Annotated in this window: 23 protein-coding genes; 12 read left to right on the forward strand and 11 right to left on the reverse strand. The window is 75.6% G+C overall.

Going from position 1 to position 25436, the window contains the following annotated elements; all coding sequences use genetic code 11:
* Positions 1-17 precede the first annotated feature (17 nt).
* Both O2W14_RS17480 and O2W14_RS17485 read left to right on the forward strand, forming a co-directional pair.
* The gene (locus O2W14_RS17480) at positions 18-2240 is read left to right on the forward strand and encodes a VanW family protein (RefSeq protein ID WP_269177394.1); all 2223 of its coding nucleotides are present in this window, start codon (positions 18-20) and stop codon (positions 2238-2240) included.
* Between the two features lie 74 nt (positions 2241-2314).
* A complete protein-coding gene (locus tag O2W14_RS17485; RefSeq protein ID WP_269177395.1) occupies positions 2315-3364 on the forward strand; it encodes a YihY/virulence factor BrkB family protein in 1050 nt (349 codons plus the stop codon).
* Positions 3365-3457: 93 nt separating this feature from the next.
* Here O2W14_RS17485 and O2W14_RS17490 read toward each other — a convergent pair whose 3' ends face one another.
* Positions 3458-3685 carry a DUF3039 domain-containing protein gene (locus O2W14_RS17490; protein ID WP_269177396.1) on the reverse strand — a complete coding sequence of 76 codons (228 nt, stop codon included), beginning with the start codon at positions 3683-3685 and terminating at the stop codon, positions 3458-3460.
* A gap of 120 nt (positions 3686-3805) precedes the next feature.
* On the reverse strand, positions 3806-4150 hold the full coding sequence (locus O2W14_RS17495; protein ID WP_269177397.1) for a DUF3099 domain-containing protein: 345 nt from the start codon (positions 4148-4150) through the stop codon (positions 3806-3808).
* Between the two features lie 376 nt (positions 4151-4526).
* Between O2W14_RS17495 and O2W14_RS17500 the strand changes: the two genes are divergently transcribed.
* On the forward strand, positions 4527-5918 hold the full coding sequence (locus tag O2W14_RS17500) for an RNB domain-containing ribonuclease (RefSeq protein WP_269177398.1): 1392 nt from the start codon (positions 4527-4529) through the stop codon (positions 5916-5918).
* Position 5919: 1 nt separating this feature from the next.
* Here the strand turns inward: O2W14_RS17500 and O2W14_RS17505 are convergent, their stop codons facing one another.
* Positions 5920-6480, reverse strand: coding sequence for a dihydrofolate reductase family protein (locus O2W14_RS17505; protein WP_269177399.1), 561 nt, complete (start codon positions 6478-6480; stop codon positions 5920-5922).
* Positions 6481-6575: 95 nt separating this feature from the next.
* Between O2W14_RS17505 and dtd the strand changes: the two genes are divergently transcribed.
* Both dtd and sigB read left to right on the forward strand, forming a co-directional pair.
* Positions 6576-7007, forward strand: a complete 432-nt coding sequence (gene dtd, locus O2W14_RS17510; RefSeq protein WP_269177400.1) for a D-aminoacyl-tRNA deacylase — start codon at positions 6576-6578, stop codon at positions 7005-7007.
* Positions 7008-7308: 301 nt separating this feature from the next.
* Positions 7309-8292 (forward strand): RNA polymerase sigma factor SigB, encoded by a 984-nt coding sequence (gene sigB, locus O2W14_RS17515; protein ID WP_269177401.1) that lies wholly within the window; start codon positions 7309-7311, stop codon positions 8290-8292.
* A 190-nt stretch (positions 8293-8482) separates the two neighbouring features.
* Here the strand turns inward: sigB and O2W14_RS17520 are convergent, their stop codons facing one another.
* Together O2W14_RS17520 and O2W14_RS17525 are read right to left on the reverse strand one after the other, a co-directional pair.
* Positions 8483-11179 carry a bifunctional acetate--CoA ligase family protein/GNAT family N-acetyltransferase gene (locus O2W14_RS17520; RefSeq protein ID WP_269177402.1) on the reverse strand — a complete coding sequence of 899 codons (2697 nt, stop codon included), beginning with the start codon at positions 11177-11179 and terminating at the stop codon, positions 8483-8485.
* 71 nt (positions 11180-11250) lie between these two features.
* On the reverse strand, positions 11251-12435 hold the full coding sequence (locus O2W14_RS17525; RefSeq protein ID WP_269177403.1) for an acetoin utilization protein AcuC: 1185 nt from the start codon (positions 12433-12435) through the stop codon (positions 11251-11253).
* A gap of 186 nt (positions 12436-12621) precedes the next feature.
* On the opposite strand from O2W14_RS17525, the gene O2W14_RS17530 reads away from it, so the two are divergent.
* Both O2W14_RS17530 and O2W14_RS17535 read left to right on the forward strand, forming a co-directional pair.
* A complete protein-coding gene (locus O2W14_RS17530; protein ID WP_269177404.1) occupies positions 12622-13341 on the forward strand; it encodes a metal-dependent transcriptional regulator in 720 nt (239 codons plus the stop codon).
* 169 nt (positions 13342-13510) lie between these two features.
* Entirely contained in the window at positions 13511-15574 is a 2064-nt protein-coding gene (locus tag O2W14_RS17535; RefSeq protein WP_269177405.1) for a S9 family peptidase, read from the forward strand.
* A 40-nt stretch (positions 15575-15614) separates the two neighbouring features.
* Here the strand turns inward: O2W14_RS17535 and O2W14_RS17540 are convergent, their stop codons facing one another.
* The 3 genes from O2W14_RS17540 to O2W14_RS17550 form a co-directional block, all read right to left on the reverse strand.
* Entirely contained in the window at positions 15615-16646 is a 1032-nt protein-coding gene (locus O2W14_RS17540; protein ID WP_269177406.1) for a DUF4192 domain-containing protein, read from the reverse strand.
* Positions 16647-16733: 87 nt separating this feature from the next.
* Positions 16734-17507, reverse strand: coding sequence for a hypothetical protein (locus tag O2W14_RS17545; protein WP_269177407.1), 774 nt, complete (start codon positions 17505-17507; stop codon positions 16734-16736).
* 56 nt (positions 17508-17563) lie between these two features.
* Positions 17564-17968: a DoxX family protein gene (locus O2W14_RS17550; RefSeq protein WP_269177408.1), complete on the reverse strand. Its 405-nt coding sequence runs from the start codon at positions 17966-17968 to the stop codon at positions 17564-17566.
* A gap of 216 nt (positions 17969-18184) precedes the next feature.
* On the opposite strand from O2W14_RS17550, the gene O2W14_RS17555 reads away from it, so the two are divergent.
* From O2W14_RS17555 to O2W14_RS17575, 5 genes are read left to right on the forward strand one after another with little or no spacing between them, the layout of a single operon-like run.
* Positions 18185-19429, forward strand: a complete 1245-nt coding sequence (locus O2W14_RS17555; RefSeq protein WP_269177409.1) for a glycosyltransferase family 4 protein — start codon at positions 18185-18187, stop codon at positions 19427-19429.
* The gene (locus O2W14_RS17560; protein WP_269177410.1) at positions 19429-20139 is read left to right on the forward strand and encodes a class I SAM-dependent methyltransferase; all 711 of its coding nucleotides are present in this window, start codon (positions 19429-19431) and stop codon (positions 20137-20139) included. The genes O2W14_RS17555 and O2W14_RS17560 overlap by 1 nt, the downstream gene beginning before the upstream one ends.
* Positions 20136-21203 (forward strand): prenyltransferase, encoded by a 1068-nt coding sequence (locus O2W14_RS17565; protein ID WP_269177411.1) that lies wholly within the window; start codon positions 20136-20138, stop codon positions 21201-21203. Before O2W14_RS17560 ends, O2W14_RS17565 begins: the two co-directional genes overlap by 4 nt.
* Before the next feature lie 32 nt (positions 21204-21235).
* On the forward strand, positions 21236-22051 hold the full coding sequence (locus O2W14_RS17570; protein ID WP_269177412.1) for a glycosyltransferase family 2 protein: 816 nt from the start codon (positions 21236-21238) through the stop codon (positions 22049-22051).
* On the forward strand, positions 22048-22956 hold the full coding sequence (locus O2W14_RS17575) for a glycosyltransferase family 2 protein (RefSeq protein ID WP_269177413.1): 909 nt from the start codon (positions 22048-22050) through the stop codon (positions 22954-22956). The genes O2W14_RS17570 and O2W14_RS17575 overlap by 4 nt, the downstream gene beginning before the upstream one ends.
* A gap of 12 nt (positions 22957-22968) precedes the next feature.
* Here the strand turns inward: O2W14_RS17575 and O2W14_RS17580 are convergent, their stop codons facing one another.
* The 3 genes from O2W14_RS17580 to O2W14_RS17590 form a co-directional block, all read right to left on the reverse strand.
* Positions 22969-23316: a TraR/DksA family transcriptional regulator gene (locus O2W14_RS17580; protein WP_269177414.1), complete on the reverse strand. Its 348-nt coding sequence runs from the start codon at positions 23314-23316 to the stop codon at positions 22969-22971.
* 61 nt (positions 23317-23377) lie between these two features.
* Complete coding sequence (locus O2W14_RS17585) at positions 23378-24001, reverse strand: class I SAM-dependent methyltransferase (RefSeq protein WP_269177415.1); 624 nt, start codon at positions 23999-24001, stop codon at positions 23378-23380.
* Positions 23998-25419 carry a YibE/F family protein gene (locus O2W14_RS17590; protein ID WP_269177416.1) on the reverse strand — a complete coding sequence of 474 codons (1422 nt, stop codon included), beginning with the start codon at positions 25417-25419 and terminating at the stop codon, positions 23998-24000. The genes O2W14_RS17585 and O2W14_RS17590 overlap by 4 nt, the downstream gene beginning before the upstream one ends.
* Positions 25420-25436 lie beyond the last annotated feature (17 nt).

Below are 25436 nucleotides of genomic sequence, written 5' to 3' on the forward strand. Positions count from 1 at the left end.
GACCCGGAGAGCGATCGATGCCGCAGGACCCCTCCGACACCGTGCGTCTCCAGCCGGACGGCACGATCGGCGGCAACCGCCCCGGACCGCCGCCGGTGCCCGGCGGGACGCCGGCCGCCCCGGACGAGACCCGGACGATCGGCGCCCCGGTGCCGGCCGACGAGCCCGCGGCCGGCCCGGCCGACGCCGTCCCCACACACGACCCGACCCGGCACGAGTCCACCCAGCACATCACCCCCGTCGTCGACGAGACCCGCCCCGTCCCCCCGGCTCGCGACGCCGCACCGCACGACGCCACCCAGCACCTCACCCCGGTCCCGGGCGGGCCGCCGTCGCTCCCCGGGGATGTCGACGGTCCCGGCGGACCGCCGTCCGCCGCGCACGGCGAGAGCGGGAACTGGTGGCGACGCCGGGCCGTGCTCGTGCCGGCCGCCGCGGTCCTCGCGCTCGCCGCCGTCTACGGCGTCGACCTGTTCGCCTCCGGCGACGACGTCCCCCGCGGCACGGTCGTGGCCGGCGTGGAGCTCGGTGGCCTGTCCCCCGCCTCGGCCGCCGCCCGCCTGGAGAGCGACCTCGCCCCGCGGGTCGCCGCCGACCGCACCGTGCAGGCCGCCGACGTCCAGGCCACGCTGCACCCGGCCAGCGCGGGCCTGGCCCTCGACGTCCCGGCCACCGTCGACGCCGTCGACGACCAGCCGTTGAACCCCCTCACCCGGCTGACGTCGCTGTTCGGCGACCGCGAGGCCGACGCGGTGCTCACCTCCGACCAGCCGGCGTTCACCGCGCAGCTGGACCAGCTGGCCACCACCGTCGACCGGCCCCCCGTCGACGCCACCATCGAGATCGACGGGACGACGCCCCGGCTGGTCGAGCCCGCCGACGGGCGGACCCTGGACCGGTCCGGCGCGGCCCAGGCGCTCACCGCCGCGCTGTCCTCCGGCGCCGACCCGGCCACGCCCGTCGCGCTGCCCGTCGCCGTCGCCACCCCGCGCGTCGCCACAGCGGAGGCCCAGCGCGTGCTGGACGCCGTGGTCACGCCCGCGCTGGACGCCCCGGTGTCCGTCGTCGGCTCCCCGGTCGGCTCCCCCGTCGAGCTGCCGCCGAGCGCGATCGCGTCCTCGCTGACCTTCACCCCCGCCGACGACGGCACGCTGGCCGTCGCGGTCGACCCGGCCGCGCTGCAGGACGCGATGGGCGAGGACCTCGCCGTGTTCGGCTCCCCCGCCCAGGACGCCGGCTTCGAGGTCTCCGGCGACACCGTCTCCGTCGTCCCCTCGGTCGACGGTCAGGGCATCGACCCCGCCGAGCTCGCCACCCAGCTGCTGCCGGTCCTCGACGACCCGGCACCGCGGTCGGTGACGCCGGTCCTGGGCCCGGTGCCGGCGGCCTTCACCACCGAGCAGGCGCAGGCGCTGGGGATCCGCGAGAAGGTCAGCGACTTCACCACCCGGTTCACCAACGCCGCGAGCGGGACGAACATCCGGGTGGTCGCCGAGGAGGTCGACGGGGCGCTCGTGCGACCCGGGGAGACCTTCAGCCTCAACGGCCACACCGGCCCGCGCGGCACCGCCCAGGGCTACGTGCCGGCCGCGGTGATCAGCGGCGGCGAGCTGTCCCAGGCGGTGGGCGGCGGCATCAGCCAGTTCGCCACGACCATGTTCAACGCGGTCTTCTTCGCCGGGCTCGAGGACGTCTTCCACAAGCCGCACAGCTTCTACATCAGCCGCTACCCCGCCGGCCGCGAGGCCACGGTGTACGAGGGCCAGATCGACCTCCAGTGGCGCAACGACACCCCGACCGGCATCTACGTGCAGACCGAGTGGGTGCCCGGCGCGCTGACGGTCACCTTCTGGGGCACCCGGTACTACGAGGTCGAGTCGGTGAGCGGGGAGCGCCGCAACGCCCGCGAGCCCGCGGTGCAGGAGAAGGTCGACGACGGCAACTGCACCCCGCAGTCGGGTTCGACCGGTTTCGACATCACCGTGACCCGGGTGTTCAAGGACCTGACCAGCGGCGCTGAGCTCCGCCGCGAGGACTTCGACACCCGCTACGCCGCCGAGGCCGTCATCCGCTGCGTCCCGCCGCCGGCCCCCGAGCCCGCCCCGCCCGCTCCCGCACCGGCGCCCGGCGCAGAGCAGCCCCCGGCCACCACGAGCGCCCCGGCGCCGGCCACGCCGTCCGGACGTCGTCCCGGGCACCGCGTCCCGACGGACGCCCGCACGCACCGGCGACGGCGCTGAGGACAGCTCCCCCCAAGGAGGCGCAGCCCGGGGAGGACGACGCCGCGCCCGGACCGGCCGTGCACACTGGGAGCGTGGCCTCCGCCGTTCCCCGCAGCTCGACGGCGCCCGCCGTCCCGCCGCCGGGGGACACCCCGGAGGCTGCCGAGACCTCCCCCGCGCCGCGCCGGGGGCGGCTGGACCGGTGGCCGGCCCCGGTGCGCGTGCCGCTGCAGGTCCTGGGCAGCAGCGCGGCCAAGGCCTGGCACGACCGCATCCTGGGGCTGTCCGCCGAGGCCGCCTTCTGGCAGGTGCTGTCGGTGCCGCCGCTGCTGATCGGTCTGCTCGGGTCGCTGGGCTACCTGGGCTCCTTCATCGGCGCGGACACCGTCGCCGAGATCGAGGACACCCTGGTGCGCGCGTCGGCCGAGGCGCTGACGCCCGGCGTCGTGGACACCCTCGTGCGCCCGACGCTGGAGGACATCCTCGGCTCGGGGCGGCTGGACGTGGTCAGCCTGGGCTTCGTGGTGTCGCTGTGGGCAGGGTCGTCGGCGACGGCGACGTTCCTCAACACCGTCGTGATCGCCTACGACCAGCGTGACGTGCGCGGCCCGATCAAGACCCGGCTGATGGCGCTGTGGCTGTTCATCGTGGGCCTGGTGCTCGCGGTGCTGACCCTGCCGCTGCTGGTGCTGGGACGCACGACGCTGGTCGGGCTGCTGCCGGCGGACTGGCGGGACACCGCCACGCTGCTGGTCAACGCCGTCTACTGGCCGCTGGTGGTGGTCGGGCTGATCCTGGCGATCACGAGCTTCTACCACGTGATCCTGCCGCGGCGGATCCCCTGGCACCGGCACCTGACCGGGGCGGTGTTCGCCGTGGTCTTCTTCATCGCGGCGGCGACGGTGCTGCGCGGCTACGTCGCCGACATCCTGACGACGGCGCTGCCCTACGGCGCGCTGGCCGCCCCGATCGCGGCGCTGCTGTTCTGCTTCCTGCTGGGCATGTCGCTCATCCTCGGCGCGGAGCTCAACGCCACCATCGAGGCCCGCTGGCCCGCCGGGCCCCGCCGGCACGACCGCCGCCGGCAGCGCCGGCGGGCGGCCCGCATCGAACACGAGGCCCGCGCCCTCGGCCTCCGCTGATCGCTCCGGCCCCTACAGGGGCCGGTCAGGCCGTCGGCCCCCGTGCAGGGTCCCGGCCCGCGCGGAGCGGGAGCCGGGGGGCACGGGGGTCCTTCACTTCTTGAGCTGGTTGTAGACCTCTTTGCAGGCCGGGCAGACGGGGCTGCCGGGCTTCGGGGACTTGGTCACGGGGAAGACCTCGCCGCACAGCGCCTCGACCAGGTTGCCCATGACGGCGCTCTCGGCGATCTTGTTCTTCTTCACGTAGTGGAAGACCTCGTTGGCGTTGCCGGTGTCCGACTCGCGGACGTCGGGACGCTCGAGGATGTCGCTGCTGCTCACAGGCTCTCCCTGGATCGGGGTGCGCGACGGTCGCCGGCAGGGCACCGGCCCTCGCTGCACCGCCGTCCATGATGACAGGGCACGGCCGGGCGCCGGCGTCCGCGCCGGGCCCGGCCGGGCTCACATGTCGATGACGCGGGCCCTGCTGCTGCCGGACTCCAGGATGCGGTCCGGCGCCGGCGGGGTGTACCGGTTGACGTCGAGCTTCTTCTTCGGGGGCCGGTCGTTGGCCATGACGACGGCGATCCACGGCAGGATCGTGCCGAGGACGGCGAAGACGGCCATGAGCCACAGTGAGTACTGCGCGGTCAGCGCGGCGACCACCAGGCTGCTGCCACGGATCGCCATGGTGATCGAGTAGCGACGCTTGCGAGCTGCGTGCTGGTCGGCCTGGCTCGGCTCGGCCTCGGTGATGAGCAGCGGCTCACTGCGGTCGTGTCGGCTGGTGTACTGGCTGGAGGCCACGGACGCCCTTCCTGGACCGGGCCGGGGGAAGGGCGGCGGTGGTCGGCTGGGTGGTTCGACCGGCCCCGGAGCCCCCGGCTCCGTACCCCATCGTGCCACTCGATCGTGCACCATGCAGGTGCCCGGGCGGGTCTGTCCGCACCGTCACTCCCCCACGGCCACCGACCCCGCCGCGGCCGTCTGCGCCGCCGTCCGGGAGGCCCTGGCCGCCGCCTGCTCGCTCGCCCGGACCCCCGTCGGCGAGGCCGGCGGGTCACGGGAGGCCAGCTCGTCGGCGGCGTCGTCCTGGGCGGTGCCGAGGGGGCGGCACGGCGCCGGTCCTCGAGCACCCCGCAACCGGACGGTCCGGGGCTGCGCGCTGTGCCAGGGTGACGCCGTGGCTCGCGTGCTGAAGGTGTCCGGACCGCTCGACCTCGCCGCGATCAGGGCGGAGGCGGGGGTCCCGACCGAGTTCCCGGCCGACGTGCTGGCCGAGGCCGACCGGGTGGCCACCACCTCGCCGCTGCCCGACCACGACGAGACCGACCTGCCGCTGGTCACCATCGACCCGCCCGGCGCCCGCGACCTGGACCAGGCGGTGCACCTGACCCGCACCGCGACCGGGTACCGGGTGTCCTACGCGATCGCCGACGTCGGCGCCTTCGTGCCGCTGGGCAGCGCGATCGACGCCGAGGCGCGCCGCCGCGGTCAGACCGTCTACTGCCCCGACGGGCGGACGCCGCTGCACCCGCCGCAGCTGTCGGAGGGGGCGGCCAGCCTGCTGCCCGGGCAGCTGCGGCCGGCCGCGCTGTGGACCATCGACCTCGACGCCGACGGCGAGGTCACCACGGTGGACCTGCGCCGCGCCCGGGTGCGCAGCCGCGCCCAGCTGGACTACGAGTCCGTGGGCGGGCAGGTGCCCCCGGAGCTGGAGCTGCTGCCCGAGATCGGCCGACTGCTGCAGGCCCGGGCCCGCGACCGCGGCGCCATCGAGCTGGGCATGCCCTCCCAGGAGGTGGAGCCCGCGCCGGACGGCAGCTGGGCGATCGCCTTCCGCGGCCAGTCCGACGTCGAGGGCTGGAACGCCCAGATCTCGCTGCTCACCGGGCGCTGCGCAGCCCGGCTGATGCTCGACGGCGGGGTCGGCGTGCTGCGCACCCTGCCGCCGGCGGACCCGGGTGCGGTCGAGGCGCTGCGCCGGCTGGCCCCGGGCCTGGGCGTGGCGTGGCCGGCCGGCGCCGGACCCGGTGAGGTCGTCGCCTCGCTGGACCCCGCCCGCCCCCGCGACGCCGCCTTCCTCGACGCCGCGGCCTCCCTGCTGCGCGGTGCTGCCTACACCGCCTTCGACGGCCCGCCCCCGGCCCAGCCGGGGCACGGCGGCGTCGGCTCCCCGTACGCGCACGTGACAGCACCGCTGCGCCGGCTGGTCGACCGGTTCGGCACCGAGGTGTGCCTCGCGCTGGCCGCCGGGGAGCAGCCCGCCGCGGGGCTGCGGGCCGCCCTGCCGGAGCTGCCGGCGCTGATGGCCGCGTCCGACCGGCGCACGCACGCGGTCGAGCGCGCGGTCGTCGACCTGGTCGAGGCCACCGTGCTGGCCGGCCGGGTCGGCGACGTCTTCGACGCAGTCGTACTGGACGCGGACGAGAAGCGGTCGACCGTGGTGCTCGCCGAGCTGGCCGTGCAGGCCCGCTGCGACGGCCGGCTGACCCCGGGCGAGCGCGTGCGGGTGCGGCTGACCGCAGCCGACCCGGCCACCCGCAGCGTGCGGTTCTCCCCCGCCGGGGACTGACTCAGCGGGTGCGGTAGTGGGCGTGCAGCAGCCCGCCGGAGAGGGCCCGCTGCCCGATCAGCTCGAGCTCCACGCGGACGCCGTCGGGGAAGAACCGCCGGCCGCCGCCGACCGCGGTCGGGGTGAGGAACAGGTGGTACTCGTCCACCAGGCCGGCGGCGATCGCCTGGGCGGCGAGGGTGGGTCCGTCGACGGTCAGGTCGTGCTCGGCGGACTCCTTGAGCCGGCGGACCGCCTCGGGGTCGAAGCTCCGCTCGATCCGGGTCCGCGCGCTCGACACCTGCTCCAGCGTCGTCGACCAGACGACCTTCTCCGCGGCCTGCCACTCCCGCGCGTACCGGACGACGAACGGCGGTGCGTCGGGCAGCGCGTCCGCGGTCTCCCAGAAGACCATCGTGTCGTACATCCGCCGGCCGTAGAGGTAGGTGCCGACGTCACGGAACAGGTCGCCGATGTAGGTGTGCACCTCCTCGTCGTCGGCCGCACCCCAGCCCAGGTCGCCCTCGGCCGCCTCGGTGCAGCCGTCCAGCGAGGTGATCATCGAGTAGATGAGCTTGGCCATGTCGTCTCCTCCGGTGCCGTCCGGTCTCCGCCGACTGGGACCCCCGAGCGCCCCGGAACTCATCGCCCGCCCGGGGTCCGGGGCAGGATGGGCGGGTGCGTGCGGTGGTGACCCGGGTCAGCGAGGCGTCGGTCACGGTGGACGGCGAGGTGGTCGGGGCGATCGGCGCCGGGCTGCTCGCCCTGGTCGGGGTGGGTCGCGAGGACGACGCCGACCGCGCCCGGGTGCTGGGCCGCAAGCTGCACGAGCTGCGGGTCTTCCCCACCGACGACGGCGCCCGCTCGGTCGGTGACCTGGGCCTGCCGGTGCTGGTGGTCAGCCAGTTCACCCTCTACGCCGACACCCGCAAGGGCCGCCGTCCCTCCTGGGCCGACGCCGCACCCGGCGGGGTGGCCGAGCCGCTGGTGGCCGAGGTGGTCGGTGAGCTGGTCCGCCGCGGGACCGTGGTGCGGACCGGCCGGTTCGGGGCCCGGATGTCGGTCGCGTCGGTCAACGAGGGGCCGATGACCCTGCAGCTGGAGGTCTGAGCGCCGCTGCCCGTCCGGGACGGGATGTTCGCCGGCCGCGTCGTCCGGGTATCACAGCGTTGTCGTTCGACCACCAGCAGTGGTCAGGTGGGTGCTGAGCGACACACCTGCTCGTTGCCTGTGAGTTGTGCACCACCGGAACACCGGCCCACCGAGGTCCGTTGTACACGACGTACCACACCGGACAGACGGCTGGAGAGCCACCCGGCGATCCCGGGTCGAGCCTCCGACCTCCACCGGGGTGCACCGCACATCGACGACGCGGTGCATCCGGACCCCGAAGCAAGGACGAAGACTCATCGTGACCGTGCTGCAGTCCTCCCCCACCGACACCCTCGAGGTGCGCTCGCCGCGCCGGGCGCCGGACACCAGTGGCCTGGTGTCCACGGACCTGGTGCGCGTGTACCTCAACACCATCGGCAAGACCGCGCTGCTGACCGCCGAGCAGGAGGTCGAGCTGGCCAAGCGCATCGAGGCCGGGCTGTACGCCGAACGGCTGCTGGGCGAGAAGCAGCTGACCCCGGCGGTCAAGCGCGACTACGGGCTGCTGGCCGCCGACGGCAAGGCGGCCAAGGCCCACCTGCTGGAGGCCAACCTCCGGCTGGTCGTCTCGGTCGCCAAGCGCTACACCGGCCACGGCATGACGTTCCTGGACCTGATCCAGGAGGGCAACGTCGGCCTGATCCGCGCGGTCGAGAAGTTCGACTACACCAAGGGCTTCAAGTTCTCGACCTACGCGACGTGGTGGATCCGCCAGGCCATCACCCGCGCCATGGCCGACTCCGGCCGCACGATCCGGCTGCCCGTCCACCTGGCCGAGCAGGTCAACAAGGTCGTGCGGACCCGCCGCCGGATCCACCAGGAGCTGGAGCGCGAGCCCACCGCCGAGGAGCTCGGCCTCGAGCTGGACATGACCCCGGAGCGGATCACCGAGCTGCTCGAGTACTCCCGCGACCTGGTGTCCCTCGACCAGACCGTGGGCGCCGACGAGGAGTCCCGGCTCGGTGACTTCATCGAGGACGCCGACGCCGCGGTCGCCGAGGACGCGGTCGCCTTCCAGATGATGAAGGGCGACGTGCGCAACGTCCTGCAGACGCTGGAGGAGCGCGAGCGCGACGTCGTGATCATGCGCTTCGGCCTGGACGGCAACCAGCCGCGCACGCTGGAGCAGATCGGCAAGCAGTTCGGCCTGTCCCGCGAGCGCGTGCGGCAGATCGAGCGCGAGACGATGAACAAGCTGCGCGACCCGCAGCGCGCCGACGCCCTCCGGGACTATCTCGGCTGACGTCCTCCGGACGTCACCGCGGCCAGGTGCCGTGCCCGGGCGGCGCTGAGCCGTTTCCCGGGATCGCGTCGGGAGCCTCCGGCCCCGCGACGCGATCCCGGACCGGCCTGCCCGGCCGGGGATCCGTACCCGTCCCCGGCCGAGCAGAGATGACGAGGGCCCGCTGACCGTTCCGGTCAGCGGGCCCTCGTCATGTGCCGGGGCGGAACATGCGGCGGGGGCCCTGCTCGACGCGGGCGGTGGGCGGACCGACGCGGACCTGGGCACCGGCGACGACCAGGGAGCGGCCGCCGTGCCAGGCGTCGGCCGGGCCGACGATGACCGGCTCGAGGTTCAGCGCCAGCACCTCGGGCAGGTCGTCGGCCAGCCGGGCCACTCGCAGCAGCAGGTCCTCCAGCGCGGCGGTGTCCACCGGCGCGCTGCCCCGGTAGCCGTCCAGCAGCGGGAACGCGCGCGGGCTGCGCACCAGCTCGGCGGCGTCCAGGTCGGTCAACGGCAGGGTGCGGAACGCGCGGTCACCGAGCAGGTCGGTGGCCACCCCGCCGACCCCGAAGCTCACCAGCGCGCCGAAGGACGGGTCGTCGACGACCTGCACCACGGTGCCCACCCCCGGCGCGGCCTGCTCCTGCACGATCACCGGGTCCCCGGACGGGATCGCGGCGTAGGCGGCCCGCACGTCGTCGGCGTCGGTCAGGTCGAAGCGCATGCCGCCCAGGTCGCGGCGGTCACGCAGCCAGGGTGCGGTCGACTTCAGCACCACCGGGTGGCCGATCTCCTCGGCCGCGGTCACCGCCGCCTCGACGTCGGTCACCCGCCGGGTGCCCAGCATCGGCACGCCGTAGGCGCCCAGCAGCTCCATCGTCTCGGTGTCGGTGAGCTCCCGGCCCGCCGGCGTCCCGGCCAGCGCGGCCTCCACCACCGCGCGCCCGGCCGCCTCCTGCACGTCGTCCAGCTCTGGCACCACCCCGACCGGACGGCGCCGCCAGCGGGCGTACTCGGCCACCTTGGCCAGCGCGATCACCGCCCGCTCGGGGGTGGAGAACGAGGGCACCGACCCGCGCGCGGGCATGCCGTCCTCGCCGCGGATGGCCAGCTCGTCGGGGATGCCCTCGGTGGACAGGAAGTTGGCCACCAGTGGCTTGGCCGACCCCGCCGACACCTCGCGCAGCACCCGGCCGAAGGGCTGCTCGCCGCGCAGCAGCGGGGGCAGGAACACCGCGACCACCGCGTCGACGCCGTCGTCGTCCAGCGCGGCCTGCAGCGCGGCGCGGAAGTCCTCCGGGCTCGCCTGGGTGCCGATGTCGACCGGGCGCTCGTGCGCCAGCTCCAGCCCCTGCTCCAGCACGGAGTCGGCGACCAGCACCCCCATCGCGGTCGAGTTGCCGACGACGGCGACCCGGTCACCGGCCGGCAGCGGCTGGTGGGCCAGCAGCGTGCCGACGTCGAAGAGCTGGGCCAGGGTCTCCACCCGGATCACCCCGGCCGAGGCGAACAGCGCGGCCACCGACTGCTCGGGGACCGCGACGCTGGTGCCGGCCAGCCCGGCGGTCATCCCGACGTGCCGGCCGCTCTTGACCGCGACCACCGGCTTGGTGCGGCCGACCGCGCGGGCCAGCCGGGCGAACTTGCGCGGGTTGCCGAAGCTCTCCAGGTGCAGCAGCACCACCTCGGTGCCCGGGTCGGTGGCCCAGTACTGCAGCAGGTCGTTGCCGCTGACGTCGGCGCGGTTGCCGGCGGAGACGAAGCTGGACAGCCCGATGCCCCGGCCGCGGGCCCGCTCCAGCAGCGCCACGCCCAGCGCGCCGGACTGGGCGAAGAAGCCCACCCGGCCACGACCGGGGACGTCGGGGGCGAGGCTGGCGTTGAGGTGCACGCCCGGGTCGGTGTTGACCACGCCCAGGCAGTTGGGCCCGACGACGCGCATGCCCGAGGCCCGGGCGGAGGCGACCAGCGCCCGCTCGGCGGCCAGCCCCTCGGGGCCGGTCTCGCCGAAGCCGCCGGAGATGACCACCAGCCCGTGCACGTTCTTGCGCCGGCAGGCCTCGACCACCGCCGCGACCTCGTCGGCCGGCACGGCGAGGACGGCGAGGTCGACGTCGTCGGGGATCGACTCGACGTCGGCGTACGCCGGGACGCCGCGGACGTGCCGCACCGCCGGGTTGACCGGGTAGATCGGGCCGGCGAACCCGTAGCCGAGCAGGTTGTGCAGCACGGCGTAGCCGACCTTGGCCGGGTCGTTGCTGGCCCCGATGACGGCCACCGAGCCGGGGTTGAGCAGCCGGCCGATGGAGCGGGACTCGCTGCGCTGCTCCCGTTCGTGCACCACCGCCAGCGACTGCTCGGTCGGGGCGATGGGGAACGTCAGGTGCACGATCCCGTCCTCGTAGGACCGGGCCGCCGCGTACCCCGCGTCCCGGAACACCCGGACCATCCCGGTGTTCTGGCTGAGCACCTCGGCGACGAACCGGGTGATGCCGCGCTCGCGGGCCGCGGCGGCCAGGTGCTCGAGCAGCACCGAGCCCAGGCCGCGCCGCTGGTGGGCGTCCTCGATGAGGAAGGCGACCTCGGCCTCGTCGGTGCCCGGGAGTCGGTCGTAGCGGCCCACGCCGATCAGGTGGTCGCCCAGCAGCACGACGAAGGCCACCCGGTCGTCGTGGTCGACGTGGGTGAACCGGTACAGGTCCTTGGCCGACAGCTGCCGGACCGGCCCGAAGAACCGGTAGTACCGGGTCTGGTCGGAGCTGCGCTCCATCAGCCCCACGATGCCGTCGGCGTCCTCGGGCGTGATCGGCCGCAGGTGCACCGTCCCGCCGTCAGCCGCCACCACGTCCGCCTCCCACCGCGGCGGCGCCACGGGGGTCACGGTCGCTTCCTCAGCTGCGGTCATGGCTTCCTCCGGCCATCTCGTAGGGACCCGCCACGAGCCTGCGAGTGGTGGGGGGCGAGATGGTCCTTCTGTCAGTCACGGGGGTCGTCCGGGTCGAGTCCGAAGTACGGGAAGGAGGCCTTGCGGGTGCGCATGACCGCCTGGTCGACGCGGTTCTCGGTGAAGGGGTCCCAGCGGGAGTAGCCCACGTAGCCGCCCTCGGTCATGGTGTCCGGCGGGTCGATGCGCAGGCCCCGGCCGCGGACGTCGTCCTGCCAGCTCTGCGGGATCTCCGTGCGCGGGTCCAGCCGGTCGCCGCCGGCCTCGGCGATCAGGTGGGTCCAGGCCCGGGGCACGCAGCGGACCAGGCCGTAGCCGCCACCGCCCAGGGCGACCCACCGGCCGTCGCACAGCTCGTGGGCCAGGTCGTGCACCGCCCGGTAGGAGGCGCGCTGCCCGTCGACGGTGAGCCCGAGGTCGGCGAGCGGGTCCTCGTGGTGGGCGTCGCAGCCGCACTGGGTGACCAGGATCTGCGGCCGGAAGGCCCGGAGCACGCTGGGCACCACGGCGTGGAAGGCCCGCAGCCAGCCGGAGTCGTCGGTGCCGTTGGGCAGCGCCAGGTTGACCGCGCTGCCCAGCGCCTTCTCCGGGTCACCGGTCTCCTCGGGGAAGCCGGTGCCCGGGAAGAGCGTGAGCGGGGTCTGGTGGACGCTGACGGTGAGCACCCGCGGGTCGTCGTAGAACGCGGTCTGGACGCCGTCGCCGTGGTGCACGTCCAGGTCGACGTAGGCGATGCGCTCCCACCCCTGACCGAGCAGCCAGGCGATCGCGACCGCGGCGTCGTTGAAGACGCAGAAGCCCGAGGCGGCCCCGCGCATGGCGTGGTGCATGCCGCCGGCGATGTTGACCGCGTGCTGGGCCCGGCCGGAGGAGACCTGCTCGGCGGCCAGCACGCTGCCGCCGGTGATCAGCGCGGCGGCGTCGTACATGCCGGGGAAGACCGGGTTGTCCGGCGGGCCGAGACCGTGGCCGGCGTCGTAGGGGTGCTCGGGCGCCCGCCGCACGGCCTCCAGGTAGGCCGGGTCGTGGACCAGGGTGAGCAGGTCGGTGTCGGCCGCGGTCGGGGCGACGACCGACAGGCGCGGCCCCGCCAGCACCCCGAGGGTGTCGGCCAGCCGCATGGTGAGGTCCAGCCGCACCGGGTGCATGGGGTGCTCGCCGCCCCAGGTGTAGGCCAGCAGGGCGTCGTCCCAGACGACGGTGACCGAGTCGCTCATCGCTCCCCCGGTCCCGTCGCGGCGCCGGGCGGGACCGGCGCGGTGCTCCTCGTCGAGCAGGCGGGCTGCGTCACCGCACCGACGCTACCGGTGGCCGCACCACCCCGCGGGGTGCTCGGTCGTGGCGAGGGCCCCGCTCGGTGGTCCTCGCCTCGTAGACTCGGGGGACCTGACGGAGGAGTGAGTGTGAACGACCTCATCGACACCACGGAGATGTACCTCCGGACCATCTTCGAGCTCGAGGAAGAGGGCATCGTCCCGCTGCGGGCGCGGATCGCCGAGCGCCTGCACCAGAGCGGCCCGACCGTGAGCCAGACGGTGGCCCGGATGGAGCGCGACGGCCTGCTCACCGTGCAGGGCGACCGGCACCTGCAGCTGTCCGACGAGGGCCGCGCGCTGGCCACCGCGGTCATGCGCAAGCACCGGCTGGCCGAGTGCCTGCTCGTCGACGTGATCGGCCTGGACTACGCCGACGTCCACGAGGAGGCCTGCCGCTGGGAGCACGTGATGAGCGAGGCGGTGGAGCGCAAGCTGCTGAGCCTGCTCAAGAACCCGACCGTGTCGCCCTTCGGCAACCCGATCCCCGGCCTCGACGCCCTGGGCGGTGACACCTCAGCCGTGCTCGACGCGCTCACGCTGCTGTCGACCAGCGCGACGCCCGAGGGCACGCGGGTCGTCGTGCGCCGGATCAGCGAGCAGCTGCAGGAGGACGCCTCCCTGCTGCGCTCCATGGCCGACCAGGGCGTGCGCCCCGGCTCGACCGTGACCGCCTCGCTGGCCAACGGCAGCGTGCTGGTCGACGGGGTCGCCCTGCAGCCCGGGGTCGCCCAGCACGTGTTCGTCAGCGCGGTCGACGAGGAGCTCAGCCCGGCCGAGGCCGCCGAGGCGGTCGCCGCCGTCTCCTGAGGGAGGACCCGGCAGCCCCGTTCCTGCAGCCGGAGCGGACCGAGAGCCGCGACCCCGCCTGGGGCCGCGGCTCTCGTCGTCTGCGGGGCGAGATGCTGAGCCGGGCTCACGACCGGTCACTAGGCTCGGGGCCGTCCTCCTGACCAGCGACGCGAGAGAGAAGGCCCCGGTGAGCGACTCCCCCGCTCCGACCGAACAGGACACCACCCCGCCCAGTCCGTTCCACCGGCTGGCCGACTTCGTCGCCCTCCCCCGGCTGGGTGGCCTCGCCCTCTCCCCCGACGGCAGCCGGCTGGTCACCTCGGTGGCCACCCTGGACCCCGAGGGCACGAAGTGGCAGTCCGCGCTCTGGGAGGTCGACCCCGCCGGTCAGCGGCCCGCCCGCCGGCTGACCCGCGGTGCGGCCGGGGAGTCCAGCCCGGTCTTCGCCCCCAGCGGCGAGCTGCTCTTCACCTCCGCCCGCCCCGACCCGGCGGCGGGCAAGGACGCCGGGGAGCCGAAGCCGGCGCTGTGGGCGCTGTCGCCCGAGGGCGGTGAGGCGCGGCTGGTGCTCAGCCGGTCCAGCGGCGTCTCCGGCGTGGCGGTGGCCGCCGACAGCGGCGACGTCGTGGCCGTGGCCTCCGTGGTGCCCGGCGCGGCCGACGCGGAGGCCGACGAGCAGCGCCGCAAGGCGCGCACCGACGCCGGGGTCACCGCGCTGCTGCACGAGAGCTACCCGGTGCGCTTCTGGGACCACGACCTGGGCCCGGCCTTCCCGCACGTGTTCTGGGTCGGGCACGTCCCCGGCGAGTCCGACCCGGCACCGGAGTGGCGTGACCTGACCCCCGACGCGGGCCCGCCCACCGGGGCCGGGGACGACCTGGCGATCTCCCCCGACGGCCGCTTCGTGGTGCGCAGCGAGGACGTCCCCGACGGCCCCGCCGGGCGGCGCTCCCGGCTGGTGCTGACCCAGGTGGCGACGGGCACGACCCGGGTGCTGGTCGACGACCCGCAGGCCGACGTCTTCGCCCCGGCCTTCTCCCCGGACTCGACCCAGGTGGTGTGCGTCCGCGAGTCGGCCTCGACCTACGCCGAGCCGCCGGACTACACGCTGCTGCTGGTCGACGTCGAGTCGGCCGGGACCCGCGACCTCACGGCCGGCTTCGACCGCTGGCCGGGCTCGCCGCAGTTCTCCGCCGAGGGCACCGCGGTGTTCTTCCTGGCCGACGACGACGGCCGGCACGCCCTGTACCGGGTCGAGCTCGCCGGCGGGGCACCGGTGCGGCTGACCGACGCCGGCGCCTACAGCGACCTGCAGGTGGCCCGGGACGGCAGCGCGCTGTACGCGCTGCGCTCGGGATACGACCTCCCGGCGGCACCGGTGCGGCTGGACCCGACGGCCACCGGCCAGGACCCCGTCGCGCTGCCCAACCCGGGCACGATCACCGCCTTCCCCGGCACCCTGCGCGAGCTGGACGCCACCGCTCCCGACGGCACCCGCGTGCAGTCCTGGCTGGTGCTCCCCGAGGGCGCGAGTGAGGCGAGCCCGGCGCCGCTGGTGCTGTGGGTGCACGGCGGCCCGCTGATGAGCTGGAACTCCTGGTCGTGGCGCTGGACGCCGTGGGTGCTGGCCGCCCGGGGCTACGCGGTGCTGCTGCCCAACCCGGCGCTGTCGCAGGGCTTCGGGCAGGACTTCGTGCGGCGCGGCTGGGGCGAGTGGGGCGAGCACCCCTACACCGACCTGATGGCCGCGGTCGACGCCGCCGAGGCGCTGCCGGAGATCGACCAGACCCGGACGGCGGCGATGGGTGGCTCCTTCGGTGGCTACATGGCCAACTGGATCGCCACCCAGACCGACCGGTTCGCCGCGATCGTCACCCACGCCAGCCTGTGGCACCTGGACAGCTTCGGCGGCACCACCGACTCCGCGTACTACTGGGAGCGGGAGTTCGGTGACCCGCTGACCGAGCCGCGCCGCTACGACCAGAACTCTCCGCACCGCTACGCCGACGCCATCCGGACGCCGATGCTGGTGATCCACGGCGACAAGGACTACCGCGTGCCGATCGGCGAGGGCCTGCGGCTCTGGTACGACCTGCAGAAGCGCGGGGTGCCCTCGAAGTTCCTCTACTTCCCCGACGAGAACCACTGGGTGCTCACCCCGGGCAACGCCGCGGTCTGGTACGAGATCGTGCTGGCCTTCCTGGGTGAGCACGTGCTCGGGGAGGACTGGCAGCGCCCCGAGCTGCTCTGACCCACCCGACGCACCGGCCGCGCCCCGGCCGGTCGGTGCGTCAGCGGCCCGCACCGGAGGGGCCGGCGGCCTCGCGGATGACCTGCCGCACCACCGCCGGGGGCAGGCAGGCGTCCAGCGCGGTGCGCAGCAGCCCGGCGAGGGTGTACCCGGGCTCGCTGCCCAGTGCCCGGTCCAGGGCGACGTTGGCCAGCGCGCCGTCCCCGCGGAGCCAGGCGCTGACCGCCAGCAGGGTCGCCGGTGCCGCGTCGAGCGGGGCCGGCGCCCGGCGGGTGAGCTCGGTCCAGACCACCTCGGCGCCCGGCGCGGACTCCCCGAGCGCCAGGGTCAGCGCCCGGTCCCGCAGGTCGGCGTCGCGCAGCCCCCACGCCAGCCGGGCCACCTGCCGGTCCGACAGGCGCGCCGCCCGCGCCGTCCCGGCCTCGTGCACCGCGGCGAGGACGGCGTCCCAGCCCTGCTCGGCCACGGCGTCCCAGCCCCGCTCCGCAGTCGCGGCGGCCAGCTCGTCACCCACCTCGGCACAGGCCCGGTCCATGCCCGCCGAACCGACCGGGGCGATGCGAGCGGGCAGGGCCGCCCGGCCGGCCTCGACGACCGTGCCGTGCACCACCGCGGCGACGGCCAGGTCGCTGGTGCCACCCGGCAGCGGGGTGCCCGCGCCGGGTGCGCAGCAGGAGCGGGGGCAGTCGTAGGACCACCAGCGGCCCCGGCGGACCAGCAGCGCGTCGCGCACCGGCACCCGGTGGTCGTGGAAGGCGAGCACGGCCTCGCGCAGCAGCCCGCGGTGCGGGAGCTCGGCGCCGTCGTCGTCCTCGGAGACCACCACCAGCGCGACGGCGGTGGGGTCGTCGGTGCCCACCGACCGGGCCAGGTCCCGCGCCAGCGCCGCCCGGTGCCCGGGCGGCGGCAGGTCCACCCGGGCGGTGAGCCCGACGGTCAGCGGCTCCGGCCCGCGGAGGCTGACCACCACCAGCGACTCCTCGGGCCGGAAGCCGAGCAGGTGGGGCAGCCCGGCGGCCAGCGCCCCGGGGTCGGCGAGGCGGACGGTGGGCCGGGGGTCCAGGTCGGTCATGTCCCGACCCTGGGCCGGGCCCGGCCGGGAGGGAACGGCACCGGGGTGGTCGAGGAAGCGACCCCCGGATGTGGACGACGGCGGGCGTCAGTCCAGCGCGGTGTGCTGGTGGTCGTGTGCCTGCTGCAGCAGCCGGCCCAGGGCCGCCGGGTCCTCGCTGCCCCCGCCCGCCGGGTCGGTGACGGTGAGGCTGACCAGCCGGTCGCCGTCCAGCGCCATGCCCAGCTGCACCGGCACCGTCAGCGGGGAACCGTCCGGTGCGGTGAGCGAGAGCGTCATGGTCCGCGCGGCCGAGCCGTCCCCGAGGTCGGGCACCTCCAGCGGGGTGAAGGTGACCGTGGCGGTGCCGATCTGCGGTGCCGTGATCGTTGCCCTCGGGCAGTCCGCCAGGCTCCGGTCGAGGTCGTCGAGGGAGCCGGCCACCGACGGACCCGCCACGAGCACCTCGGCGACGGCGGTGCTGCCGGTCTGCGCGGTCTGGGCGGCCAGCCCGGTGACGTCGTCGAGCCGGGGCTGGACCCCCTCGACCGCCGGCGCGCACTCCGGCGGGGTGACGGTCAGGTCCGCCAGCTCGCCGAGACCACCGCCGAGCTGCCCCTGCTGGGCGAGCAGCTGCTCACCCGTGACCGGCGTGACCTCGGTGCCCGGGCCGAACGCCTCGGCGGGGAGCAGACCGGCCGAGAGGTCCTCGGGTGCCCCCGGGTTCGCGGTGGTCGGCGCCGGCACCGGGCTGGAGACGCTCGCGACCGGCGAGGCGGTGCCCGCCACCTCCGAGCTGCACCCGGCCAGCGCGGCGACACCGAGCAGGCCGGCGGCCAGGATCCCGGCGGGGCGCCGGCGGTGTCGGGGCGCGGTGGCCACGCCCGGACCCCACGGCCGGACCACCGGCCCGGGCGGGGGCGAGCTCTCCCACCCGGTCACGGGGTGACCGTCCGCGTCGACCACCACGCCCAGGCCACCAGGACCGGCTGACCGAGCAGGCGCAGGGCGCGCTTCGCGTCGGTGTCCAGCCCGAAGGCGTCCCGGTGCTCGGTGAGCTGGGCGATGTTGCCCGGGAGGACCGCGACGAAGAACAGCGCCGCCAGCAACCCGATCCGGCGCTGCTCCCGCGGCAGGAGGACGAGCATCAGCCCCAGCCCGATCTCCACCACCCCGGACATGAGCACCACCTCGTCGACGTCCAGGGGCACCCAGGGCGGGACCTGCGCGCGGAAGTCCTCGCGAGCGAAGGTCAGGTGGCCGGCGCCGGCGAGCACGAGCACGCCGCCGAGGACGACGCGGGCCACCGACCGCAGCCGGGTGCGGCTGACCGTGCGGGTCATCGGGACTCCAGGGGGTCGAGGGGCCCAGACACCGGGTGCCGGCCCTGGTCCCTTGGTCCTGCCCGGCGCCGCTCCGGGCCATGCGCTCGCGCCGGCACCGGTCGCAGCGCACCCCGGCCCCGTGTGCCGTCCCGGCCGCGCACCGGGTGGCCGGACAGGTGTCCCTCCGCGGCGACCGCTCCGGCGCCGCGGGACGGTCTGGTTAGAGTCCCCGGCATGGGACGGTCGCTCCGGGTCGCGCTGCTGTCCTACCGCTCCAAGCCGCACGGCGGCGGGCAGGGCGTCTACGTCCGGGCGCTGTCGCACGAGCTGCGCGAGCTCGGTCACCGGGTCGAGGTGTTCAGCGGCCAGCCCTACCCCGAGCTGGTCGACGGGGTGCCGCTGACCCGGGTGCAGAGCCTGGACCTCTACCGGGAGCCCGACCCCTTCCGCACGCCGCGGCCCGGCGAGTTCTCCGGCGTCCTGGACGTGGCCGAGTGGGCCGCGATGTGCACGGCCGGCTTCCCCGAGCCGCTGACGTTCAGCCTCCGCGCGGCCCGGCTGCTGGGCTCCCGCGCGGGCGACTTCGACCTGGTGCACGACAACCAGTCCCTCGGCTACGGCCTGCTGCAGCTGCAGCGGCGCGGGCTGCCCACGGTCGCCACCGTGCACCACCCGGTGCAGATCGACCGCGACCTCGAGCTGGCCGCCGCGACCACCCGCCGCCGGAGGCTGCAGCTGCGCCGCTGGTACGGCTTCACCACGATGCAGGCCCGGGTCGCCCCGCGGCTGGACGGCATCACCACCGTCTCCGAGAGCTCCCGGCGGGACGTCGAGACCCACCTGGGCGTGCCCGCCGCAGGCGTCCGGGTGGTCCCGGTGGGCATCGACCCGACGGTCTTCACGCCCCCGCCCGGCACCGCCCGCCGGGACGCCGACCACGTCGTGGTGACCACCAGCGCCGACGTCCCGCTCAAGGGGCTGGTGCACCTGCTGGAGGCCGTCGCCAAGCTGCGCACCGAGCGCGACGTCCGGCTGACCGTCGTCGGCACCGCCCGCCCGGGCGGGCCGGCCGCGACGGCGCTGGACCGGCTGGGGATCGCCGACGCGGTGCGGTTCACCGGCCCGATCCCCACCGAGGAGCTGGTGTCGCTGCTGCAGACGGCCACCGTCGCCGCCGTCCCGTCGCTGTACGAGGGCTTCTCGCTGCCGGCGATCGAGGCGATGGCCTGCGGCACCCCGCTGGTGGCCACCGACGGCGGCGCGCTGCCGGAGGTGGTCGGCACGCACGCCGGCGTGACGGTGCCGGCCGGGGACGTCGACCGGCTGGCCGAGGGACTGCAACTGGTGCTGGACCACCCGACGTTCGGCGAGCAGCTGGGCCGCGCCGGGCGCGCGCGGGTGCTGTCGCAGTTCACCTGGCGGCGCACCGCCGAGCGCACCGCCGAGTGGTACGCCGACGTGCTGGACCGGCGCCGCTGATGCTCACCGTCGACTACGACCTGCTCGGCGTCCGGCCCGGGATGCGGGTGCTGGACCTGGGCTGCGGTGAGGGCCGGCACGCCTTCGAGGCCTACCGCCGCGGCGCCGACGTGCTCGCCGTCGACTGGGGGCAGCACGAGGTCGCCACCACCGCGCAGTGGCTGGGCGCGATCGCCGCCGCCGGCGAGGCACCCGAGGGTGCCCGGGCCGCGGTGGCCCGTGGTGACCTGCGCGCGCTGCCGGTGCCCGACGCCAGCGTCGACCGGGTGATCGCCTCGGAGGTGCTCGAGCACATCGTCGACGACGCGGCGGCGATCGCCGAGATCGCCCGGGTGCTGCGGCCCGGCGGCCGGGTCGCGGTCACCGTCCCCCGCTACGGGCCGGAGGCGGTCTGCTGGGCGCTGTCGGACGGCTACCACGCCAACGAGGGCGGCCACATCCGCATCTACCGCGGCGACCAGCTGTCGGAGAAGCTGTCCGCCGCGGGGCTGCGGCCGACCGACACCCACCACGCGCACGCCCTGCACGCCCCCTACTGGTGGCTCAAGTGCGCGGTCGGCGTCGACCGGGAGAACGTGCTGACCCGGGCCTACCACCGGGTGCTGGTCTGGGACCTGGTCAAGCGCCCGTGGCCGACCCGCACCGCCGAGCGGCTGCTGGACCCGGTGCTGGGCAAGTCGTTCGTCGTCTACGCCGACAAGCCCGCGTGACCGACCTCCCCGAGGTGCCCGGCGTGCTGAGCGCCGACCAGCTGCGGACGACGGTGGCCGCGATCGCCGCCGAGCAGGCCGCCGACGGCGCGCTCCCCTGGCACCGCGGCGGGCAGCTGGACGCCTGGGACTCCGTCGAGGCGGCGATGGCCCTGGACGTCGGCGGCGAGCACGACCGCGCCCTGGCCGCCTACGGCTGGCTGGCCCGCTCCCAGCGCCCCGACGGCTCGTGGGCCGCGGAGTACCGGGACGGCGCCGTCACCGCCCCGGCCGCGGAGAGCAACCACGCCGGCTACCTCGCCGTCGGCGTCTGGCACTCCTGGCTGTGCACCGGGGACGACGGCGCGGTCGACCGGCTGTGGCCCGCCGTGCGCCGCGCACTCGACCTGGTCACGGCGATGCAGCTGGCCAGCGGCGCGATCAGCTGGGCGCTGCGCCCCGACGGCACCCCCGACGACCTCGCGCTGCTGACCGGCAACGCCAGCCTCCTCCAGGCGCTGCGCTGCGGCATCGCGCTGGCCGGCCTGGTCGGTGAGCCGCAGCCGGACTGGGACCTCGCCGCCACCTCACTCGGCACCGCGCTGCGCGAGCGACCCGCGGCCTTCGCCGACCGGTCGCGGTGGTCGATGGACTGGTACTACCCGGTGCTGGCCGGCGCCCTGACCGGCACCGCGGCCGACGCCCGGCTCGCCGCCGGCTGGGACACCTTCGTCGTCCCGGGGAGGGGCGTGCGCTGCGTCGCCGACCGCCCCTGGGTGACGGGCGCGGAGACCTGCGAGCTCGCCCTGGCGCTGACCGCCGCCGACCGCCGGGACGACGCGGCCGCACAGTTGGCCGCCATGCAGCACCTGCGGGCCGAGGACGGGTCGTACTGGACCGGCCTGGTGCTCACCGACGGCGTCCGCTGGCCGGTCGAGCGCACCACCTGGACGGCGGCCGCGGTGGTCCTGGCCGCCGACGCGATCGCCGGCACCGGTCCCGCCGCCGGGTTGTTCGCCGACCCGGCCGCGCTGGACCGCCCGGCCCGGGAGGCGCGGGACCGGCCTGGGAAGATTGCCGGGTGACGCCACCGCCGGAACCCGCCGAGGTGACGTGCGTGATCGCCAGCCGCAACCGCCGCGACGACCTGCTGGCCAGCCTGCCCCGACACGAGGCGCCCGTCGTCCTGGTCGACAACGCCTCCACCGACGACACCGTCGCCGCCGTCGCCCGGGCGCACCCCGAGGTGACCGTCGTCCCGCTGCCGGAGAACGTCGGCGCCGTCGCCCGCACCATCGGCGTCGAGCACGCCGGCACCCCGTTCGTGGCCTTCACCGACGACGACTCGTGGTGGGCGCCCGGCGACCTGGCCCGCGCGGTCGAGGTCATGCGCGCGCACCCCCGCCTCGGGCTGCTCGCCGCGCGGATCCTCGTCGGCCCCGAGAACCGGCTGGACCCGGTCTGTACCGAGATGGCGCAGAGCCCGCTGCGCCGCGAGCCCGACCTGCCCGGCCCCTCGCTGCTGGGCTTCGTCGCCTGCGCCGCGCTGGTGCGGGTCGAGGCGTTCGCCGCCGTCGGCGGCTTCGACGACGTGGTGCGCTTCCCCGGCGAGGAGGAGCGGGTCGCCCTCGACCTGGCCGCCGCCGGCTGGGGGCTGGCCTACGTCGACGAGGTCACCGTGCACCACCACCCCTCGACCCACCGCGACGCGAACACCGTCCGGCAGACCGGCATCTGGCGCAGCCGGGTGCTCACCGCACTGATGCGCTACCCGCTGCCGGCGCTCGCCGGGCAGCTGCTGCGGGCCGCGCGGGCCGGGCGGCCCGGCGTCCGGGGGCTGGCCAGCGCCGTCCCCCGGGTGCCGGCCGCGCTGCGGGCCCGCCGCGTCCTGCCCACCACCGTCATGACCGGAGTCCGGGAGCTGCAGGGATGACCGACCACACCCCCGATCCGCGGGTCGCCGTCGTGGTGATCACGCACAACCGGCGCGACGAGCTGCTGCTCGCGCTGTCCCGGCTGCGCGAGCTGCCCGAGCAGCCGCACGTGGTCGTCGTCGACAACGGCTCGGCCGACGGCACCGCCGCGGCCGTGCTGCGGGACCACCCGTGGGTGGAGCTGATCGCCAGCGACGAGAACCTGGGCGCGGTCGGCCGCAACCTCGGCGTCGCCCGGCTGTCGACCCCCTACGTGGCCTTCTGCGACGACGACACCTGGTGGGACCCGGGCTCGCTGCGCGCCGCCGCCGACGCCCTCGACGCCCACCCGCGGCTCGCGGTGATCACCGCCCGCATCCTGGTCGAGCCCGGCGGCGTCGAGGACCCGATCGTGGTCGAGCTGCGCGACTCCCCCGTCGTCGGCGCGGACTGGCTGCCCGGGCCGGCGCTCGGCAGCTTCCTGGCCGGGGCGAGCGTGCTGCGCCGCTCGGCGTTCGACGAGGTCGGCGGCTTCAGCGCCCGGCTGTGGCTGGGGGGCGAGGAGGAGCTGATGGCCGGCGACCTCGCCGCCCGCGGCTGGGAGCTGTGCTACCTGGAGCACCTGACCATCCACCACCAGGCCAGCACCGCCCGCGACCCGCACAAGCGCCGGGCCGACGGCATCCGCAACACCCTCTGGACGACGTGGCTGCGCCGTCCGCTGCGGCCCGCGCTGCGCCGCACCGTGCACCTGCTGCGCACCGTGCCGCGGGACAAGGTCACCGCCGTCGGGATCGCTCGTGCAGTGCGCGGCCTCCCCTGGGTGCTGCGCGAGCGGCAGGTGCTGCCCCCGCACGCCGAGGCCCGGTTCGCCGCCCTCGAGGACGCACAGAAGAAGTCGACGGCCCGCCGCTACGTCAGCTGACGCCCGCCGGGGTCACCTGCGGGCGGGGCGGCTGGCGCAGGTGATGCAGGTGCGGGCCTGGGGGCGGGCGGCCAGCCGCTCGGGGGCGATCGGCTGCCCGCAGGAGTCGCAGGTGCCGTAGTCGCCGGCCTCGGCGCGGGCCAGCGCGGCGTCGACGTCGGCCAGCCGCTGCTGCGCCTGCGCGATGAGCGCGGCGACCTGCTGCCGCTCGAAGGCGATGGTGGCGCCCTCGGGGTCGTGCTCGTCGTCGGCGTTGGAGGACCGCGACGCGGCCACGACCTCGTCGAACTCGCGGGTGAGCGCGGCGATCTGCGCCAGGGTCTCGGCCCGGGTGCGGGCGAGGGCGTCAGCGGCGGTCACTCCCCCATCGTCCTCCGCTCAGGGAGTCCCACCGCTCGGCGGACGATGCGCGGGGACTCCGTCAGCGGGACGTGCGGCGCAGCAGCCGCAGCGAGCCGGTGCCCGGCAGCTCGGTGAACTCCCCGGACGCCAGCACCCGCGAGTAGACGCCGAACGGGGCCTGGCCGCCGTCGGCCGGGTCGGGGAAGACGTCGTGCACGGCCAGGGTCCCGCCGACGGCGACCTTGGCGACCCAGGCGTCCTGGTCGCGGCGGGCGGACTCCTCGGTGTGGCTGCCGTCGAGGAACAGCAGCGCCAGCGGGGTCGACCACAGCGGGGCCAGCACCTCCGACCGGGCGACGACGGCGACCACGACGTCCTCCGCGCCGGCGTCGGCGATGGTGCGGCGGAAGCCGGGCAGGGTGTCGATCCGCCCCACCCGCGGGTCGACCAGCTCGGGCTGGTGGTACTCCCAGCCGGGCTGGTGCTCCTCGGAGCCGCGGTGGTGGTCGACGGTGACCACCTGACGGCCGGACTCGCGGGCCGCGGCGGCCAGGTAGAGGGCGGACTTGCCCAGCCAGCTGCCGATCTCCAGCAGCGGCCCGGGCACGGTCACCGCACGTGCCGCGGCGTACAGGGCGCGGCCCTCGTCCGGGGGCATGAAGCCGGGTGCGGCGGCCGCGGCGGCCAGCAGGTCGGCGGTCACCGCGGGTCCCGGGGGCGCGGCGCCCCGCCGCTGGGCTCGCCCCGGGGCGGCGGGTCGGCCGGTCGCCGTCCGGCAGGGTGGGCACCGGGACGGCGGACCGCCTGACCCGACGCGGTCGACGGGCCCGGCGCCGCCGCGGCCGCGGCCCGGGCGGCGGGTGCCGGCGCCGGCTCCTCAGCCGGGGTGGCAGAGGAGGCGGCGGTGGCCACCAGGGCGCCGATCAGGGTGGTCACCGGCACGGCCAGCACCAGCGAGATCCCGGCCACCAGCGTGCCGATCACCTGCTCGCCGACCTCGGTGCCGGTGAGCGTCGTCCAGAACGGCCGCTGGTACAGCTCGAACAGCAGCAGCAGCGGCAGTGACGCCCCGGCGTAGGCGAAGACGATCGTGTAGACCGTCGAGGCGATGTGGTCGCGGCCGATCGCCATGCCGCGACGGAACAGCTCCAGCCAGCCGGCCCGCGGCGAGGCCTCGTGCAGCTGCCAGACCGCCGAGGCCTGGGTGATCGTGACGTCGTTGAGGATGCCCAGCCCGGCGACCACCATCGCGGCCAGCACCAGCCCGGAGAAGTCCAGCGTCGGGTCGAACTGGAGCAGCGTCACCGCCTCCTCGCTGGAGAACCCGGTGAGCCGGGCCGCGGCCACCGACGCGGCGCCCAGCACCGCCGACAGGGCGAGCCCGAAGAGGGTGCCCAGCAGCGCCGTCGTCGTCCGGGCGGAGAAGCCGTGCGCCAGGTAGAGGACGACGAACATGATCGTCGAGGAGCCGACCAGGCTGACCCAGATCGGCGAGCCGCCGTCGAGCAGGCCGGGCAGCATGAAGGTGAGCAGGACGGCGAAGGCGAAGCCCAGCCCGAGCAGCGCGAGCAGCCCGCGCAGCCGGGCGACCGCGCCGACGATGGCGGTGAAGGCGATCGCCAGCACCACGATCGGGGTGCCGCGCGGGAAGTCCCGGAAGGCGTAGCTCGGGGAGCCGGTCTCGATGCCGGGGTCGCGGCTGAGCACGAGTTCGTCACCCACCTCGACGCCCTCGGTCACCACCTCGGGGGGCAGTTCGACCTGGACGTACTCACCGGCGCTCTCTCCCTCGGCGACGACCATCACCGCCCGGGCGCAGGTCTGGGCCGGGGCGTTGCCGGTGGCCTCGGCGCACTCGAAGGGCTCCAGCGAGGCGATCGTGCCCTGCGGGTAGGTCGTGCCCGGTGGCAGGAAGGAGGCCGCCGCCTGCTGGGCCGCGGTCTGCTCGCTCTGCGGCCACAGAGCGACCAGGCCGACGAGCGTGGCGATGCCGATCGGGACGAGCACGACGAGCATCAGCCGGACCGCCCGGCGCCGTCTGGCCGTCGCCAGCGGGTCGGGCGGGAGGACCTCGCCGTCGGGTCCGGTGACGGGTCCGTGGCTGTGGGTGTGGGCCGGCACGCGGTCAGGCTAGGCCG

Source organism: Modestobacter sp. VKM Ac-2986, assembly GCF_026967795.1.
GTDB lineage: Bacteria > Actinomycetota > Actinomycetes > Mycobacteriales > Geodermatophilaceae > Modestobacter.